This is a genomic window from Aureliella helgolandensis (assembly GCF_007752135.1).
Taxonomy (GTDB): Bacteria; Planctomycetota; Planctomycetia; order Pirellulales; family Pirellulaceae; genus Aureliella; species Aureliella helgolandensis.
The window spans coordinates 8,220,348-8,239,049 of record NZ_CP036298.1 but is presented as its reverse complement, the minus strand read 5'-3'; the positions used below and the strand labels follow the sequence as shown (position 1 = coordinate 8,239,049).

9 protein-coding genes are annotated in these 18,702 nt (G+C 55.8%); 4 read left to right on the top strand and 5 right to left on the bottom strand.

All coding sequences use genetic code 11. The annotated features are described in order from the left end of the window. Positions 1 to 16 precede the first annotated feature (16 nt). Genes Q31a_RS29040 through Q31a_RS29025 form a run of 4 tightly spaced genes read left to right on the top strand, consistent with a single transcriptional unit; the run spans position 17 to position 8,056 of the window. Positions 17 to 3,379, top strand: coding sequence for a PSD1 and planctomycete cytochrome C domain-containing protein (locus Q31a_RS29040; protein WP_145086223.1), 3,363 nt, complete (start codon positions 17 to 19; stop codon positions 3,377 to 3,379). Next, positions 3,369 to 4,805, top strand: coding sequence for a DUF1501 domain-containing protein (locus Q31a_RS29035; RefSeq protein WP_145086220.1), 1,437 nt, complete (start codon positions 3,369 to 3,371; stop codon positions 4,803 to 4,805). Before Q31a_RS29040 ends, Q31a_RS29035 begins: the two co-directional genes overlap by 11 nt. A gap of 24 nt (positions 4,806 to 4,829) precedes the next feature. Continuing rightward, positions 4,830 to 6,905, top strand: coding sequence for an NAD(+) synthase (locus Q31a_RS29030; protein ID WP_145086217.1), 2,076 nt, complete (start codon positions 4,830 to 4,832; stop codon positions 6,903 to 6,905). Beyond that, positions 6,902 to 8,056, top strand: a complete 1,155-nt coding sequence (locus Q31a_RS29025) for a potassium channel family protein (RefSeq protein ID WP_145086214.1) — start codon at positions 6,902 to 6,904, stop codon at positions 8,054 to 8,056. The genes Q31a_RS29030 and Q31a_RS29025 overlap by 4 nt, the downstream gene beginning before the upstream one ends. Positions 8,057 to 8,872: 816 nt before the next feature. Here Q31a_RS29025 and Q31a_RS29020 read toward each other — a convergent pair. From Q31a_RS29020 to Q31a_RS29000, 5 genes are all read right to left on the bottom strand, one after another. Further along, a complete protein-coding gene (locus Q31a_RS29020) occupies positions 8,873 to 9,310 on the bottom strand; it encodes a hypothetical protein (RefSeq protein ID WP_145086211.1) in 438 nt (145 codons plus the stop codon). A 145-nt stretch (positions 9,311 to 9,455) separates the two neighbouring features. After that, positions 9,456 to 9,965 carry an FmdB family zinc ribbon protein gene (locus Q31a_RS29015; RefSeq protein WP_145086208.1) on the bottom strand — a complete coding sequence of 170 codons (510 nt, stop codon included), beginning with the start codon at positions 9,963 to 9,965 and terminating at the stop codon, positions 9,456 to 9,458. Positions 9,966 to 10,054: 89 nt separating this feature from the next. After that, a complete protein-coding gene (locus tag Q31a_RS29010; protein ID WP_145086205.1) occupies positions 10,055 to 11,725 on the bottom strand; it encodes an FAD-dependent oxidoreductase in 1,671 nt (556 codons plus the stop codon). Positions 11,726 to 12,172: 447 nt separating this feature from the next. Further along, positions 12,173 to 15,745, bottom strand: a complete 3,573-nt coding sequence (locus Q31a_RS29005) for a mechanosensitive ion channel domain-containing protein (protein ID WP_145086202.1) — start codon at positions 15,743 to 15,745, stop codon at positions 12,173 to 12,175. A gap of 94 nt (positions 15,746 to 15,839) precedes the next feature. Next, positions 15,840 to 17,309: a methyltransferase RsmF C-terminal domain-like protein gene (locus Q31a_RS29000; protein ID WP_145086200.1), complete on the bottom strand. Its 1,470-nt coding sequence runs from the start codon at positions 17,307 to 17,309 to the stop codon at positions 15,840 to 15,842. Positions 17,310 to 18,702 lie beyond the last annotated feature (1,393 nt).

The following is an 18,702-nucleotide window of genomic DNA, read 5'->3' as shown; positions in this document are numbered from 1 at the left end:
AATCGTAGTAATCCCCATGGTTTGCGCTCGTCGAATACTCAGAAGTGCTTGTTTGGCTTGGCTGAACCTTGCGCTCCTGGCATTTCATGCAATTCCCGCCCCAGCCACTGAGCCCTCGTTTTCGGCTGAAGACATTGAATGGTTTGAGCGAGAGGTGCGCCCGCTGCTCGCAGCGCAGTGCGGCAGTTGCCACAGTGAGGATCCGACTCGGCGCAAAGGTGGGCTGAGTTTGGAGTCGCGGGAAGCCGTCTTGGCGGGAGGCGATAGTGGGGCAGGGATTGTTCCGGGCGATCCCGATGCAAGCCTACTGGTCGAGGCGATCCGTCGTGAGTCGTTTGAAATGCCACCGGAAAAGTCGCTCAGCCCAAGAGAGCTCGAGATTCTTGAGCAATGGGTCGCCAAGGGGGCACCTTGGTCGGCAGACCAGCCCGCCGGTGAGGGGCAGCGGAATTGGCTGCAACAACGCATTCAGTCGCACTGGGCGTGGGCCCCGGTGGAAGAGGTGGATGTTGCAGCAACGGCTGCCGATGCCTGGTCGCTACGCCCGCTGGACCGTTTGGTCTTGGAGCAAATGCGGGCGCGCGGTGTCTCGCCTGGCTCCGACGCCGAACCGCGAACCTTGCTTCGGCGATTGAGTGTCGATCTTCTGGGCTTGCCCGCTTCCGCCACCCTTGCCGATGACTTCGCGATGAATCCGACCGAGGATCAGTATCGAGCCTTGGTGGATGAGATGCTCGCATCTCCCCAGTTCGGCGCACGGTGGGGGCGACATTGGCTCGATCTCGTCCGCTACTCCGAAACATTGGGGCATGAGTTTGATTACCCTGCCAAGCATGCATGGCGGTATCGTGATGCAGTTATCGATGCGTTCAACACGGACCTGCCGTACGACGACTTTGTATACGAGCATTTGTCAGGAGATCAAGCGGACTCACCACGCTTGCATCCCCTCACTGGGCAAAACGATTCCTTAGCGATGACTGCTTGGTGGTGGCTGGGGGACTCGGTGCATGCGCCGGTCGACGTCTCGAATGATTGGGCGACTCGCACCGACAATCAGATCGATGTCTTTTCTAAAACGTTCTTGGGGATGACGATCGCCTGCGCCCGGTGTCATGACCATAAGTTTGATGCGATCCGCCAGGCGGATTATTTCGGTTTAGCGGGTGTGATTGAGAGTTCACGCCGCTCCTATGCGATCACCGACCCAAAAGAGAAGATTGCCCGGCACTCCGCAATGATTCAGCGAAGAGTGCAAAAAGCAGATGAGGCAGCGGCCCAAGCTTTCCAAGTCCCGGCACTTGCTGCAGGAGAAAGGGAGGCTGGGGAGGTGCGAGAAGTGGTTGAGGAATTGGCCGCCATCGATCCCGAGCCGCAGGCGAGCGAGTGCGCGCCAGTGCCACACGAGGCAGAGGCAGACGTTGATGTTGCTTCAGGCAGTTCCCTGGATCAAGCGATGCGTAGTTGGTTGGAGCAAGTCGTGGAGCATTTGCAGGACGCCCCACCGGAGCGCAAGGTCTCGCTGCTGCCTCTCGATTCACCATGGGTAGTACTGCGGGCTGCGACGGCGAATCGTGCTGGAAAAGATGATCCGCATGCAACGCAAGCGAGTTGCGACGCTTTGCAAACCGAGTTGGAACAGGGAGTTGCTGCGTTTGATGAGTGGGAGCAGTCGAGTGTTCTGTTTGCAGATTTTGCGAATGGGATGCCCCAGGGGTGGAGCGTCAACGGTGTTGAGCCAGCGGCATCGCCACAGGGTTGGGTACCCGAATTCGAGTGGTTTGAGGATGGCGTGGTGTTGCCGAGTCGTCGCGGTATCTTTCGCAGCCATCGATTGGGCCGCAAGCAACAGTTGGTGCTTCGTTCGCCGACATTTGACGTGCAGGGAAAGGCGATTTGCATCAAGATGCGAGGCAAATCAGCCCAGTCGACCGTGCTGGTAAACAACTACTTTATGTTGGAGTTTCATGGACTGCTGTTCGGAGATCTGCGGAAGCCCATCGATCAACCCCGCGATCACGGCTGGGTTATTCATGCGGGGGACTTGAACAAGTACATCGACTATCCAGCCTTCCTCTCCATCGAAGATTTTGGAAAGGATTGGTTTGAGATCGAGGAGGTTCGCTTTGCGGAGCAGGGACCACCCACGGAAGCCTCTTCCGTGGCGGTACGACTGCTCGAGCAGGCCGAAGGGTCGATAGATCGTTTACTGCAATTGGCAGCCAGCCAGTTGGTCGCTAGCTTGAGTAGGCAGGATGCCGAGCAAATCGACGTGCTGCGCTCGGCGCTGCGTCTCGCGGAAGAGTTGCACGTACCGCTCCCGGGAGTTGGTTTGGAACCCCTGAAACGCCTGGCCGTCGAGCTGCAGGAATTGGACAAGAAAACGCCTCAACCGACAATCCTATTGGCAACCTCGGAGGGGACACCACGCAATGCTGCACTCGATATCCGCGGAAATCCTCACACTCCCGGCGAACTCGTGCCGCGAGGTTGTCTGTCGGAGACTCTCGCAGAGATTGAGATAGGCGAAGAATCGACTGGCCGCCGCGAATTGGCTGCCTCACTGACCGACCGGTCGCATCCGTTGACAGCGCGCGTCATGGTCAATCGTGTCTGGCACTATCTGATGGGCCAGGGCTTGGTAGCCACGCCCGATAACTTTGGTGTGCTGGGGGGAGCGCCTTCGCATCCCCATTTGCTGGATCATTTGACGACAGAGTTTGTGCGGCACGACTGGTCGGTCAAGTGGCTGGTACGGGAAATCGTCTTGAGCCGCACCTACCGTTTGACAAGTGTTCCAACTGCCGAGCAAGCAGTCCGAGACGCGGATGGCATTCTCTTGAGTCATCGCCGCGTTCGGCGACTCAGTGCAGAAGCCATGCGTGACGCAATGCTTTCGGCGGCAGATTCATTGGATGCGCAATTGGCCGGTCCGAGTGTGCCGGTTTATTTGAACGATCAAATGACAGGCCGCGGGCGTCCAGCGCAATCGGGACCGCTCGATGGTGACAACCGCCGCACGGTTTACATTGAAGTGCGCCGAAATTTTCTCAATCCGTTTTTAGTTGCATTTGACTTCCCTTTGCCTTCAACGACCGTCGGGGCTCGAAATGATTCGAACGTCCCGGCTCAAGCGCTTGGTTTGTTGAACGATCCGTTTGGTGCCGAGATTGCGCGTCGCGTGGCCCTGCGCAGCGAGGGGGCAGCGACTCCGGAGATGCGCGTGCAGGCGATGGTGAGAGCGGTGCTTGGTCGTGATGCGAACTCTGAAGAATCGAGACAGGCATTGCAGCTCGTAGAATTGGCAGACGATCAGACGGGGTGGGTAGATCTTGCCCACGTGTTGCTCAACAGTAAAGAGTTCTTATATGTCCGTTGAAACATGGCGTTATCCTTGTCAATCGCAACATGCTTGTACCTCGCGTCGCGGTTTCCTCAGTCGCTGGGGAATGGGATTTGGCACTGTCGCGCTTGCTCAAATGTTACATCGTGGGCAAGTGGCATCCGGCGCATCCTCTGGTGTGATCCAACGCTTGCATCATCCCGCTTCGGCCAAGCATGTGATCTTTCTGTATATGGATGGTGGTCCATCCCAGATGGATACCTTTGATCCCAAGCCTGAATTGACGCGATTGAACGGCCAGCCCTTTCCGGTGAAAAAGGAGCCTACCCAGTTCGACAATGCAGGGACAACCTTCGGGTCTCCTTGGCCCTTTCATCAATATGGCGAGAGCGGCTTGTGGGTCAGCGATCTCTTCCCGCACATTGCGCGGCAGGCAGATAAATTGTGCGTGGTCCGGTCGATGACGAGCCAGTTTTCGGAACACACTGCCGCCAACTATTTTCTCCATACAGGATTGGGGATAGCTGGGCGACCGAGCATGGGGGCCTGGACCGTGTATGGACTTGGTACGGAGTCGGAGGACTTGCCTGGTTTTGTGGTGATCAACGGTGGGCTGACTCCCCCGGGTGGTCTTGATAACTTTGCCAGCGGATTTCTCCCGGCCACCTACCAAGGATCGACCTTTGCACCCCAGGGTGATCCTGTCGCCAATCTGCGCCCGCTAGCCGGTGACTCCAATCGCCTGGCTGCGAAACGTAAGTTGCTGCAACAATTGGATCAAGCGTACAGTCTTCAAGCGGGCCAGCCCGATCCGATTGAGAGCGCCATCGAGAATTATCAGTTGGCTTACAAAATGCAGCAATCGGTTCCTGAGGCGAGCGATTTAGATGCCGAAACGCAGGCGACTCGGGAGTTGTATGGGGTGGATCATCCGAACAAAAATACCGATATCTTTGCACGCGAGTGCTTGTTGGCACGTCGCCTAGTGGAGCGTGGCGTGCGGTTTATCGAATTGACGTGCCCGGCGAGTAGCGGGGATCGATGGGACCAACACAGCAAATTGAAGCAGGGGCATACGGACAACGCACTGGCGGTCGATCAGCCCATTGCCGGCTTGTTGCAGGATCTGCAGGAACGCGGCCTACTCGACGAAACATTGGTTGTGTGGGCGGGAGAATTCGGCCGAACGCCATTCGCGCAGGGGTCGAATGGACGCGACCACAATCCCTATGCATTCTCGATTTGGATGGCCGGAGGCGGAGTTCAAGGTGGCCGCGTGTATGGGGAAACGGACGAGTTTGGCTATAAAGTCATCGACCGGCCGGTCGAAATCCATGACCTGCATGCTACGATCTTGCACACTCTGGGAATTGATCATGAACGGCTCACTTTTCGTTTTGGAGGTCGGGACCATCGCCTGACCGATGTCCACGGCCACGTCCTGCATGACATACTCGCTTAGGTCGTAAGAGAAGAACATTATTTTATGAGCAGGGAATACCCTACGAAGTGCGGCGCTGCGGGATTGGATTTTGCACGGGTGACGGCGGCAAGTCACCAGACTCACATCGCGGACCCTTTCGCCAATGTCGGTGCAGCACTGGAAGTGTTAAGGGAGTGTGACACCAGCGATGTTGTGGTTTTTGGCGAGCTGTCCTTGACGGGATACTCTTGCGGAGATCTGTTCGCTCAGGATGCGCTGCTGGAGTCGGCTGCGGATGCCTTGGCCCACTTGACCCTGTCCGTCAACCCTCAGCAAATGGTCGTCGTGGGCCTGCCCGTTCGCGTGGGAGGCAAACTCTACAATTCAGCAGCGGTCGTCTATGGACGTCGCGTGGTGGGGGTGGTTCCCAAGCAATACCTACCGAATTACCAAGAGTTCTACGAAGCACGCTGGTTTGCCGCTGCCGATGGAAACGAACCCGAGTTTTGTGACTTAGGTACTTACGAATCACTCGACTTGAGTCAGGTTCCCTTTGGCATTGATCTCCTCTTCCGTCGTGATGAGTTGGTCGTAGGGATCGAATTGTGCGAAGATCTCTGGATGCCAGTCCCTCCGAGTAGTTTATTGGCGGCCGGAGGAGCTAATCTATTGCTCAATTTGTCAGCTAGCAACGAGTTGATTGGCAAGGCGGCGTGGCGCGAGGTCTTGGTGCGCAGCCAATCAGGACGATGTTTGGCGGCCTATGCCTACGCCAGTGCTGGTCCGACTGAGTCGACGACCGATGTTGTTTTTGGCGGTCAGTGTTTAGTTGCGGAGAATGGGCAACTCCTGGCGCAATCGCAGCGTGTGGGTGATCACGGATGCAGTTGGTTCACCTCGTCCATGGCGACCGCCGATATTGATCTGCAGAAATTGCGACACGATCGACAGATCACTGGCAGCTGGCAACAGTGCGCTCAGCGAATAGTTCTGTCCTTGAGAACCTTAGACGTCGATGCCCAGCCAGCTGGTTCCAATCTGCCCGTCCCGCCACTTCGCGGTGACGGAGCATGCCGATCGGTCAGTGGCCATCCGTTTGTACCGCGAGTCGATGCGGAATTGCATCGACGCTGTGCAGAGGTATTTGGTATTCAGTGCGCAGCGCTTGCGAAACGCGTGAGTAGGTTACCCGCGTCACTGCCGCTTAACATCGGTGTGTCGGGCGGGCTTGATAGTACCCTGGCGCTACTGGTGGCGGCAAAGACATGTCGTGAGCAGGAGTGGCCGAGCTCGCGGATCGCGGGCATTACCATGCCTGGGTTTGGAACCACGAATCGCACGCTGACAGCGGCTCGGGACTTGATGCAGTATCTGGAGATAACCTCCGATGAAATCGATATTCGCCAGCTCTGCCTCGACACGTTTATCGGACTCGGGCACTCGCCGTTCGGCATCGATCTGGCGGGGGCAACTTTGGAGAAGTTTGCAGAGCGCCTCCAGCAAGTGCCCGCTGAGGATTTGCATGACCTTACGTTTGAGAATGTGCAAGCTCGAATTCGAACGATGCTGTTGATGAATCGCGGTTTTGTGCTAGGGACGGGAGATCTGTCCGAACAGGCATTGGGCTGGAGTACCTATAACGGCGACCATATGTCGATGTACAACGTCAACACCTCCATCCCCAAAACGCTGGTGAAATTCTTGGTCAAGTACATCGCTGAGCATGAGTTTGATGGTAAGGTGCGCGATTGTTTGCTGGGGGTCGTCGATACTCCGATTTCACCCGAGTTGCTGCCTGCCGATCAAGATGGTGCGATAACGCAGCTGACCGAAGGAACGATTGGAGCCTACGAGTTGCATGACTTTTTCTTGTATCACATGGTGCGCTACGGAGCGCGGCCCAGACGCATTGTGCAGTTAGCCAAGTTGGCGGATTTTTCACGCGAATACCCGCTCGAAGAGATTGTTCAAACACTCAAGCTGTTTCTAACACGCTTTTTCAGCAATCAGTTCAAGCGATCCTGCGTTCCAGATGGTCCGAAGGTTGGAAGCGTGAGCCTTTCGCCGCGAGGAGATTGGCGAATGCCCAGCGACGGGGAAGCAGCCGCTTGGCTGCGAGAACTTGAGGACTTCAGGTGAAGTCACCACGACACGTCATGACGGAGGAGGAGCGGCGTATCCAGCGAATGCGGTGGAATATGCGCACCGCCACGCTGCAATCGATGGCACCCACACGACGAATTCTGTTCGGAATTTGTGTCACCGTTACGATCATGTTTACCGCCTGCTTGGGCTATGTGCTCCATGGATGGGATTGGCTCGATAGTTTCTACATGGTCATCATCACTATTTTCGGCGTGGGGTATGGTGAGGTCCATCCGCTGGATAGTGTTTCTTTGCGTTGGGTTACGATTGGCTTGATCGTGCTTGGTTACGCTGCAGCGGTCTATACCGTGGGAGGCTTGGCTCAGCTGGTTTTGGATGGCGAATTGCGACGAGAATTGGGAGAGCGGAGGATGCAGCGGCAAATTGAAGAGCTGACGGGACACGTGGTCATTTGCGGTTTCGGGCGGATGGGGACTAAGTTGGCCGCCACGCTGGCCGCACGTGGCCGTTCGCTGATCGTCATCGACGAGGATAGCACCAGTATCGAAGCGGCGCGTCGGCAAGGTTGCCTGGGAATTCAAGGCAATGCGACCGAAGAGGAGGTCTTGAAGCGGGCCGGTGTTGAGCGGGCCGCCACGTTGGCGACTGTTTTGAGCGATGATGTCGCCAATTTATTTATTACTATCACAGCGCATGAGTTGAATCCGGAGCTCGAAATCTTAGCCAGGGCGGAGCATAGCAGTTCCATCAAAAAGCTTCGGCAAGTGGGCGCCACTCAAGTCGTATTGCCTGCTGCCATCGGCGCCGATCGCTTGGCACAGATGATTCTCCGTCCCTCCGCAGAATCCCTTATGGAGAGAGCCCATTTTCCAATCGCGATGAACACGGAATTGGAGCTGCTTGGATTGCAGCTCGACGAGCTCGAAGTGCTGCCTGGCTCCTCACTGGTAAACGCTCCAGTGGCAAGTTGTGCGTTGACAGGCGATGCACCACTCATCGTTCTGGCGGTGCGACATGCAGATGGTGAAGTCAAATTGCACCCTCCGGCGACCTTCTTGCTGGCGGCCGGAGACTGCCTCATTATCCTGGCACGTGTGAACGAAGTCGCCCGGTTGTGTAACGTCTTCCGCCTAAAAAGTGAACTGCCGCCGAAAGATGCTTCCGGCAGCGCCGTTGTTGAATAGTTCCTCCGGGAAATTTCTCTCCCAGCAGCATGTTGGAAAACTTGTTAGTTCACGGTTCGCTGCCGGTTCAGACCGTGTCACATTCGTGTAGAAACCAAGTTAATGATTGGTTCATTGCGCGTCAGTTGCCCGTTGGTTGCCTGTCAGGTTGCAGGCGCTACACACGAGCAATTGCGGAGCTCTCGCGTTCCTCCACAAGTCGGAGTCGTGCAACGCAAATCACGAGGAATCTTTGTGGAAAAGATGTCGGAATGCGGTCAGTTCACGGTTAGTTTGCGGTTGTTTTCAGGTCGGTAGACGGTTGGTTCACAGTCAGCTGAAGGAAGCTTCATAGTCAGTTCAAGGTTCAGCGGGCGTCCAGCCGCGGAAGATTTGCAGTGGAAAAGATGTCAGCCATTTGTCAGTAGGCAGTCAATAGAAGGTTCGCAGACGGTTACTGAGCGGTTGATGGGCGGTCACTGAAGAGTTGAACGGCAGTTCAGATGTTGAACGGAGCGATGCGTAGTGCGCGCAGATTGCTCGGACAGCCTGATCGTCATGAAGTAGGTAGATATCGGGAGCCGCAGGTGTTCCGTTCAGGCTCGCCGCGCAGGAGCCTCAAGTCACGCAGCCACGCACCGTCCCCGGCATGTTGTCCCCGGCATGCTTTTCCGGAAATGTTCACGTCATGGGGTTCTGCTGCATCAAGCGGGGATACTAGTGGATGCTAAGGTTGGTGCGAAATTGAGAAGCACAAGGCAGCGAACGAAGAGGCGAGAGAGCGCAGGGGCTACGACTGGCAGAGGGTCGTTTCGTGAGAAGACCTGACTGGCTGATTTACAATCGCTGCTTGAGTTCGTCGGCAGACATTTTCCGAACAGAGCCTTCGGCAAAGAGGACGTCCCCGCCGCGATCCAAGGCGTCAGGTGGATAAGCCAGTACGACCTCGGCGGCATCGGAGGTCATGCAGTCGATTTCCCAGAGAATGGTGTACCCGCTTTGCCGCACTTGTTCTAAGAGTTTCCGATCGTCTGGAAGTTCGGTGGTAGGGGCCAACTTTAGCAGTTCGTCCCAATTGGCGGGTGGCTTTTTCCAGATCTGTTGATAATTGAAATAGGTAATGCCAAAAAACTTAAGTGCTTCGCGCTGGTTTGCATCGGTCGACCCACAGCCACTCAATGGACTGCAAGCGATGGCCAGTAGGATGGCGCTCAGGCCCCAAGTTCGCCTAGAGAATCGCGGTGCTTTCCGTTGTGTGTTAGGGGCGTTTTTCACGGGTAGCCTGTGTGATCTCAGCAACGATTAAACGATTGGAATTCTGTCTGGTGCACTGCCTGAGCGGCCCTGGTGCGAGCGCTGCGGGCATCGAGGAACCAGAGTTCGATTGGATTTTGAGCACTGCGGGGCTGCGGACCGCATCTTACATGTCGTACATTTCAGGATCGACGTTGGGAGCTTCGGTCATGCGTCGCTTCAGTCCGTGGAGCTTGCTTTCACCGGTCGAAAAAGGGGCTTCACCGTCGAGCACATCGCTGAGATCTGCCTCCACCTGATCGGGATCCTCGCCTGCCTCCATGCGACGAATCGCTTCCTCCATCCCTTCGCCCATGTTCATTCCGGTTGTATCCATTAGCCTGCGCATCATGCGAGCCATGGCGCGCGGATCGTCTTCATCGGCGCCCTCCATTTCGCCAGCCATCTGCATCATTGCTTGCTCGATCTTCTCGTCGTCCAGGTCCATCTCGGAATCGGGCGGCCCCTCCGGTCCTTCGCTGCGTCCAGAAGAGATTGCGAATCGCGACATCTGCCGCTGGAGCTTATGCTTCGCCGATCCCTTGGGGCATTGGGGGATGGTTTGCGTATCGACGCGACGCGCAAAAAAACTGTACATGGTGTGGCAATCGCGGCAGTAAAATTCGTAAATGGGCATGGTTTTTAGAATCTACGAAGTGAAACGTTGTGGAACAGGGGAGGGGATGCACGCGTCCAACTGGACTGCTGCCCTCTGAAGTTGGAGCGTTAGGGCAAGGTTGTCGAGAGCTTGCGGATGGACATGCCCCCGTTGAGATTCAGCACAGGCTGTTGGAACCCTTTCCCATTGAGCCAGCAAGCGGCCACATGCGCTCGCTTACCGGAATGGCAGACGGTAACCGTGGGAAGTGTGGGGTCAAGTTCCTGCCACCGCTCCGCCAATTCATCGACGGGGATATGAATTGCACCGTCCAAGGGAAGCTTAGCCAGTTCGGCGTTGTTCCGCACGTCAACGACTTGCAACCCGGCTAAGTCAGCATTGAAGGGGAGCAGCGCAGGGGCTTTCTCAAGATCATTTTGGGCGGCAAAGGCAGCCATGTGAATGGGATCTTTGGCGGAACCAAAGGGAGGTGCGTAGGCCAAATCGAGTTGTGCCAAATCGTAAACGGTTCCATGGAAGTTGAGAAGTGTCGCGATCACGTCGATTCGTTTGTCGACTCCCTCGGCGCCGACGGCTTGAGCCCCCAGGACTTTCCCATCGGTAGCTCGATAGATCAGCTTAATGGTGAGGCTTCGAGCGCCGGGGAAATAGTTAGCGTGGTGTGGCGCTTGAATGGTGGCAGTGCGGCAGTCGATGTCGAATTGCCCGCACATGCGTTCGTTGATTCCCGTGGCACCGGCGGCTAGGCCAAAGACGCGGACGATGGCGGTTCCTTGCACACTTCCCAGCGGCTGAGCATGGCCGGTGGCGGCGTGAGTCCCGGCGACTCGCCCGGCCCGGTTGGCAGGGCCCGCTAGTGGGACTCGTAGATTGCGGTCCAAGGTTCCGTGGTGGTATTCCACCATATCACCAACGGCATAGATATTGGGGTCGTCAGTTTGGCAAAATTCGTTGATGCGCACGCCCCCCTGTTCGCCTAACGAAAGGCCGGCCGATTCTGCCAATGCCGTGCGAGGTCGCACGCCCGCTCCGACGATGACTAAATCCGAGGTGACCGAGCTTCCGTTGGTTAATTTGACGGCCGTCACTCGTTGATTGCTGGTTAGGAGGCTTTCAACGGTGGCTCCCAGATGAAGTTGGACTTTCTGCTTTTCCAGTTCCAGTTCGATCAGTTTCGCCATTTCCCAGTCGAGCGGCCCCAGCACTTGCGGCAATTTTTCGATGAGTGCTATCGAGATTTGCCGGTGTTGGAGTTGTTCCACAACTTCGAGGCCAATGAAACCGCCGCCGATTACAGTCGCCTTTTTGCAAGGACGTTTCTTCATGTAGGCCAGGATGCGGTCCATGTCATCCAGCGTCCATAACTGGAAGACATTGTCGGCCTGGATATTGCAGAATTCCGGTCGAATGGGTTCCGAACCGGTAGCCAGGATCAAGCGGTCATAGGGGACTTTAAATTCTTCCTGAGTGGAGTTCTTGCCGGTAACGGTCGCTGCTTCGCGATCGATCTTGGTGACTTCATGCCCGGTGCGGACACGGATGCGGAAGCGATCCCAGAACAATTCTGGAGTGGCGACGATCAGCTTTTCTCGATCTTCGATCTCCCCGCCCAGGTGGTAGGGGAGCCCACAGTTTGCAAACGAAACGGCAGGACCTTTCTCAAGGATTGTGATTTCGGCATTGGCGTTGCAACGCCGGGCGCGCGTCGCTGCCGATGCACCTCCTGCAACGCCTCCGATAATGACAATTCGAAGCGGAGTAGAAGTTGGGTTCTGCATGGGGTAGGGCTTTGTCAATTTTCGAGACGTGTTTCAAGAGGTGTATTGAACGGTAGTGATGGGCTACTCGAGAGCTAGTAGACAATCGAATTGGGGCACTTTTTAGTTGTAGCGGAAATAGGGAGCTCCCACACATGAACCAGTGGTATTTGCCTTGCTTACTGGGCTGTTGAATTACTGGGCTGTTGAATATAGTAACCCGCTGCGTGACGGTCTGTCGAAATAGTAACCCGCCGCGTCAGCAAGGAGTAGGTGGTCGCCACTACAGGGCGATTAGGGACGCTACCTTCACGCTAAAACTCAAGGCGCTTTTAAATCAACAGCCCGGTGAGCAAGGAAGGGTGGTTACCGCTATAGGGTAATTAGGGATGCTACCTTCGCGTTAGAATTCAAATTGCTATTGAATCAACAGCCCGTTACGTGGTGGGTTGCTATATCAATAAGCTTTTAGGATCGGGACTCAAACCATTTGGACAGGCGGTCTGGGATCGATCGAATATGCAAGTCACGTTGCGGAAAGGCTATTTCAATGCCAGCAGTACCAAAGGCCATGTAGATCTGTTGATGCATTTCATGAATCGTTGCAAGGCGGTTGTCGAGTGATTCGAGGTAGGCCCGGACCACTAAATTGAGCGTATTGTCACCAAAGCCTTCGAAGGTGATGACGGGGGAAGGGGAGCTCATAATATTGGGATGCTCTTCACAAATCTCGCGGATGATGTCGCAGGCTCGGGATGTATCGCTACCGTAGGCGATGCCCACATTGACGACGATGCGATTCATCGTGTCGCTCAGCGTCCAGTTGAGTAGTTTACCTGTGATCAAGTCTTTGTTGGGTACGATCAACTCTTGGCGATCCCAGTTGATGATCGTGGTGGCGCGCATGCGGATTTTGGAGACGACTCCAGTTGTTCCGTCGACGGTGATCGTATCGCCTACGCGGAGAGGTTGCTCAAAGAGGAGGATGATGCCTGACACGAAATTGGCAAAGATCTCTTGGAGGCCGAAGCCGAGTCCGACGCCCAGAGCTGCCACCAGCCATTGGATGCTAGCCCACTGCAGTCCGAGTACATAAGAGACCGCCATGATACTGATTGCCAGAATCGCATATCGAAACATGGTCGTAATTGCGTACTTGGCTGCTTTGGTGAGCGGCAAGTATTGGAGTAGGGCAATTTCCAGCAGGCCCGGTACGTTGCGGCCAGCGATGATTGCTAAAATCAGAATCGGAATGACGAGCACGACATTGGCCAACGTGATGTTGATGTTCTCATCGGGAGTAGGGCCTTGGGTCGTCCAGAGTTGAACGCTGTTGAGCATGTCGACCGCAGGCAGGACATCGAACCAGATTCGATAGGCAATTCCTAATCCGGTGGCTACCACAACACTAGTGACCAACCGTCTTGTTTGTTCATTGAGCGTGATCAGATCGACCGTCGTGTCATCGACGGCGGGGGCAGCGGTCCCCGAATCACGTTTGGCAGCATCCTCAAGGCGTTGGCGAGCCTGTTGTCGAACGAGTCTTCGACGGTTGAGCAGTATCCAACGGGTAAGGACGCAATAGACGAGCGTCAATGCTACGATCATCCACATCGTCGAGGCGAAGTGGCCCGCTATTCGAACAGCCGTGTAGTGGTAGCCTAAGTAGCTGGTGAATGCCATCAGGATCGGGCTCAAGACGATGGCCAAGAACCAAACTAGACTTGTTCGATCGAGCCAACCTCCACTGTTGCTTCTGAGGAAATCGCTGAAGATTCCAGTTTGAGGATGGAAAATTCTGTAGAGCGAAATCGAAATGAGCGGCATCAGGCAGATGAAGACGACGCGGCCCAAGGAAGATTCCCAGCGCGCGTCGGCTTGATAATTCAACATTCCAAACACCGCAATGAGTGGAACGGTGCTATTGATCAGCCAGCGAAGGTTATTGCCCAAACTTTTAGATTCGGACTCTGGCCAGCCAAAATGTTTGATCCCCAATCCATTGGAGCGGCAGAGTTGCCGCAACAGCTCCGCCGGTAAGAAGACGCTCACGGTCAGCAGTAGGCTGCTGGAAACGGCTTGCACAAATTGTAAATCTGCGCCCATGGTGTATTCGAGTTGAGACCGAACCGTGAGACGCCAAAAGAAGAATAGCAGTGCTAAGGGGAGCGGCGACGAAATAAGGAAGGTTAAGAGGATTCCGCGAACGGTGTACGAAAACTGAGTGCAGGTGTTCTTGCTTGCTTTGGTGGAGACTTCTCCCAACCTACGACGCAGATTGGTTTGGTTTGCCAATAGAATGCCTAACCCGACTACCAGCAGAGTGTACCACCACGGTTCTTGGTAGATATCTCGCAACAAGAGTGCACCGGTGAAACGCCAGTTGTCTAGTGAAACCAGCCAGTGAAAGGCTTCCATCAATGAGGGGATGTCTGAACTCTGCAGCCGTTCCGAACTACGAATGAACAGTACGTGCTTGTCAATGAATTCTTGATAATCGATCGACAAGTGGATCGTGTTTTGGATTTGATTGGCGGTTTCGTAGAGGGCGTCGACGTGCGTGTTGAGGTCGAGTTGTATCGCTTGCAAGATATCGATCGTTTGCTTCAGCAACTCTTCGGTTCGCGCTTCCTTAGGAGGTTCATCTTCGTTGTCCGCGGAAGCTGCTTGAATCGCCTCTTCTTGGGTTAACTGGGATTGGGCGGTTTGCAATTCATCGTCTAGCTCGAAACGCAGAGCGTCAGCAGCTCGCATCTGCTCTTGAAGCAATGAGATCTCTGCGTAGAGTTGATCCGTGTCGGGCAGTTCGTTACGCTGTTTACGAAGCATCAGACCAACCCAACTGTTGAACGTACCGCCGCTCTTTGAGGTCGGAGAAGTGGAAACTCTGGCATCCATTTTGGAGCGTTTTTCACGCCACACACGCAGTGTCTCGTTGGTCGTAGCTAGTTTGGTTTGTAGCAAGTTGTGCCTTGCTGTCCAATTCTGCCAGGTCTCTAGGTGTTGCAGTAGGTTCTTAATGAGCTCTTGGTTAATGGGCTCTTGGTTGGCAGGAGATTTCGTATCGAGCAGCGCATGCTCCAGTTCAAGTCGTTGTTGCAAGATGCGATTGGTGCGTATGGCCTCAAGTTGCGCATTGGCTTGCTTTACCAGTTCTTGGAGCCGGTTCTCCTCACTCCGCGCAAGTTCAATCTGTTTGGGGAGCAGGGTTGCCTCAGCTTCGTAGGCCCGCTGCTCACTTTCCAAGGCCAAGATTTGTTGATTGATCGATCGGAGACTTGCATCGCTGGCCCAGGAGAGGGCTTCTGTAACAGCCGGCGCATTGGCTGCGTCCGCTGGGCTTCCGGCCTTGGTTTGTTGGTCTTGAAGTGTCTTTAAATCGGAGATTAGTTGTGGAAGTTCCTTGCGGCGTTTTTCTCGAGCAGCTTCCTCCTCGGTGAGTTTCGTTCGCTTGGCGGTGGCGGCGGCCAGCTCGGTGCCCAGCTGTTGAACTTTTATTTTCCCCTCATCCATATTGGGAAAGTTGAAAGTGGCTGGTTTGTCTTTCTGTTGTTTAAGCGTTTCGAGTTGTTGGAGTACGGTTTGGAGCGTCTGCGGGGCCGCCACCGTTCGGGCCTCCCATTCCTGCAGTTTTTCGCGCGCGGTTTGAGCGGCCTGCAAATCCGTGATCGCCTTCTGGTAGAGGTCTGTCAGCCCCTTTTTCGCTTCATCGGGATTCGACGCAATCTCTGCTTGAGTTTGCGCTAAACGCTGTTGGATCTCTTGGATTCGACCTGCGATCGGATCGATGGGGAGCGTTGTGGCCGGGGGGACTTCCGCACCCGGGGGCGCGGTAGCGGCCGGTGGATTCGTGGGGGAAGCAGGGGACCGCAGATTTCCGGCGGGGTCCGTGGCTGGGGCTGCTGCCGGTGGCTGAGCAGCACTCTCGGCAACGGCTTGTGCGCAGAGTTGGGGTGAAGGTAGTAGGTACCCTACTAAACTGCTGGCAAGCAGGAGCAGGAGCCTTGCCGAAATAATCTGGATACGGTGAAAGGATGTCATGATGCCCAAACAGTTACGGGGGGAGTTTGCAGGTAGACAACGACTCTAGGAAGGCTGCTGTGAGGGGTTGCGAACAGCCATTGTCATGGAAAATTCAATCAGGAGAAGGGCCTAGACTTCCCGCGGCAACTTGCGTATTGGTTTGTCGCGCGACTTTGGGGAAGTGATTTTTGAGAACTCCCGAGGTGAATTTTCCCCAGCTGAGTTTCCTACCGCGCCAAATCACTCCACACCAACCATGCAGGTCGGGAGGAGTGCGGTGTGGTGTGCACCGCACTGCTTGTCCAGCCACGTATTGCACCGCCTCGTCATCGCTGAGCTCGATTTGCTGTGCTGGTTGCATCGGAATCTGTTTGTTCAGAACCGAGCTCGCATAGCTCGGCTCCCAACGCTTGCCCTGAGCTTCGGCAATGGGAGTTCCGGCAACAGCAATTTCAAACCAAGGTTTTTCCGACGGGAGGGCTTCGTTGATGGCTGCGGGCACCAGATGCAATTGCGATCCAACGCGATAGAATTCCAGCGAGAGTGAGGGAGCATCGAGATCGGCCAGAAACCAGTCAGCGACCTCTTGAGGCAATTCCGCGACGACTTGCCAGGAGTTTCGTGGCCGCCGCTTGGGAGGCGGCGAGAGTTGGTCGGCAGAGATCTCGGTAAGGTGCGCGTCGGAGGGCAAAGTCTGACGCCGGAGGGCGGCAGCAAATCCGCCAGCACATTGATCTCGGTGCGGCCACACGCGATAGCAGCCAGCCGCAGTCGGGCTTTTCCATGGTTCGAGATGGTCCGGCTCAATCGGCTCCCAGCCGGGATGTTCGTCGAGGAATTGTTGGATGATTTGTTCATTTTCGGCGTAAGAGAAGGTGCAGGTTGAGTACACCATGCGTCCGCCAGGAGCGACCATACGTGCCGCTGCGCGAAAGATGCGTTGTTGCCGAGCTGCGCTGTGCGAGATCTGTGCTGGAGTGAAGGAGGCCATGGATTGCTTGCCGCGAGCCACCATCGACTGACCGGAGCAAGGGGCGTCCACCAGGACGCAATCGAGCTTCTCAGGGAAGTATTCCGCCAACACCTCAACTTCGGTGCTGGTCGTGATCTGGTTGCCGTAGCCGCTGCGCCACAGGGCCATATTGAGCAGTGCGACACGCGAGTGGATCACCTCATTGGAGATGAGGAATCCCTGGCCGGCCAGCTGTTCGAGGATGGCCGTTGATTTGCCACCGGGAGAAGCGCAGGTATCGCAGACTTTTTGGCCAGGAGAAATGCCACACAGGGCCAACGCTAGCATGGAACCGGCGTCTTGGATGTAGTAGTCGCCTGCTGCGAAATTGAGAAAGCCGCCGGGCCGGACAGCGTCCTCTGAGAGAAATCGCCCGGCCTGCCACCAGGGGACCGCATCGGTGCCGAACGGTAGCTCGTTGGGGGGCAGTTCGGGACGCGGGCGAATCGCGCGTCGGGAATGTTGCAGGAGCGCGGATTGGAGTGCGTCGTAGTGACTGGATTGCTCGTCACCCAGCACCTCAGCGGCTGGGCCTAGAACCATGTTCCAGTCGATTTTTGCGGTACTCACGGCGGGCGTCTTCTAAAATTGGATCCTTCAGATGATATGGGTAGCAGGGTAACATGGAGCAGGGCAGGTTGGGTAGACGCAAAAAAAAACGATCCGCAGAGCTTTCGCCCTACGGACCGTTGTTGAACACGTCTGGAGGTTTTACCAGCGTTTGCTAAAGCCGAAGCTTAGCGAACGTAGCTGGTAGCCTGAATGACGCGTCGATTGCTTTGAAGGTAAGCACTTGGGTCAACAACCGGTGCTGGAGGCATTGGAGCTGCATCGCCGTGTACTACTGGAGCTGCTACTGGAGCACTCGTAGCACAGCTGCTGCAAGAGCTGCAACCGGAGTCGCAAGCCAAGGTATCGCAGCAGTTGTTCTTGCGTTGGAACAGCTTGCTGAGCAGACCACAGGATCGCTTAGGTCCGCATCCACATCCGCTGTCGCAACCGATAGGACCACAAGGGGCCTCAACGCCACAGCTAGGACCAGCTGCACAAGCATTCAGCTCACAACCGCAGGATGCACCAAACAGGTTGCCATTTCCGCAAGCGTTCAGTTCGCAACCACAGGTTGGGGCTGCACCGCAAGCTCCACCGCATGGTGATTCGCAACCGCAGGATGGGTCGATGATGCCGCAGCTTCCGCCGCATCCACCATCACATCCGCTGTCGCAGCATGCATTGCCATGGCTAGCCAAGCGGCTTACCAAAGCTTGCTTCTTGCAGTGGATCTTTTGTACCAATTCCATCAGTGGGCGACGGCGTGGAGTGCAGCAACCCGTGTCACAGCTCGCTACCACTTCGCATCCACAGGATGGTGCGATTGCAGCAGCACATCCGCCGCCACAAGCATTGATTTCACAACCGCAGGAAGGATCTGCAGCGATCTCGCATCCGCAACTTGGGTCTATCGAGCATCCAGTGTCACAGCAAGCGCTGTCACAGCCGGCACCCTTTAGTCCGAGCATGCGGTCGAGGAGTCCCCCAGCGAACGATTGGCTACAAAGAGTAGCACCAAGTACGAGGGAACCAATAAGCATGTTCAATTTCATCGAGACACAACTCCCTAAACGATGAACTGTCTGTTCTGGCGTAGTTCTGGCCTTTACGGGGGTGTAGTTGGCCGAGACCGGTTTCGACGCACGAAGCCGCCGCCGAAATCGCCCTCCTGCCGGGCCGGCAACGGACTGGTTTCTGCCGCTTGTTGCCAAGTCTTCAGGGAACCAGTCCAACTTCGTGGTGCCGGTAATGGATTGTCACTAGGTCGGATGCTGTTCCGAACCTTATGGTCCACACTTCCTACCGCAAAGTTTGGGTCCTTGTTACGCCAGTCACCGGGCGGGCCATTCCATGGGCCCTGTTTTATTGACCCGGTGATTGCACTCAGCCTTTCGCGGCCGTCTCGCAGCGT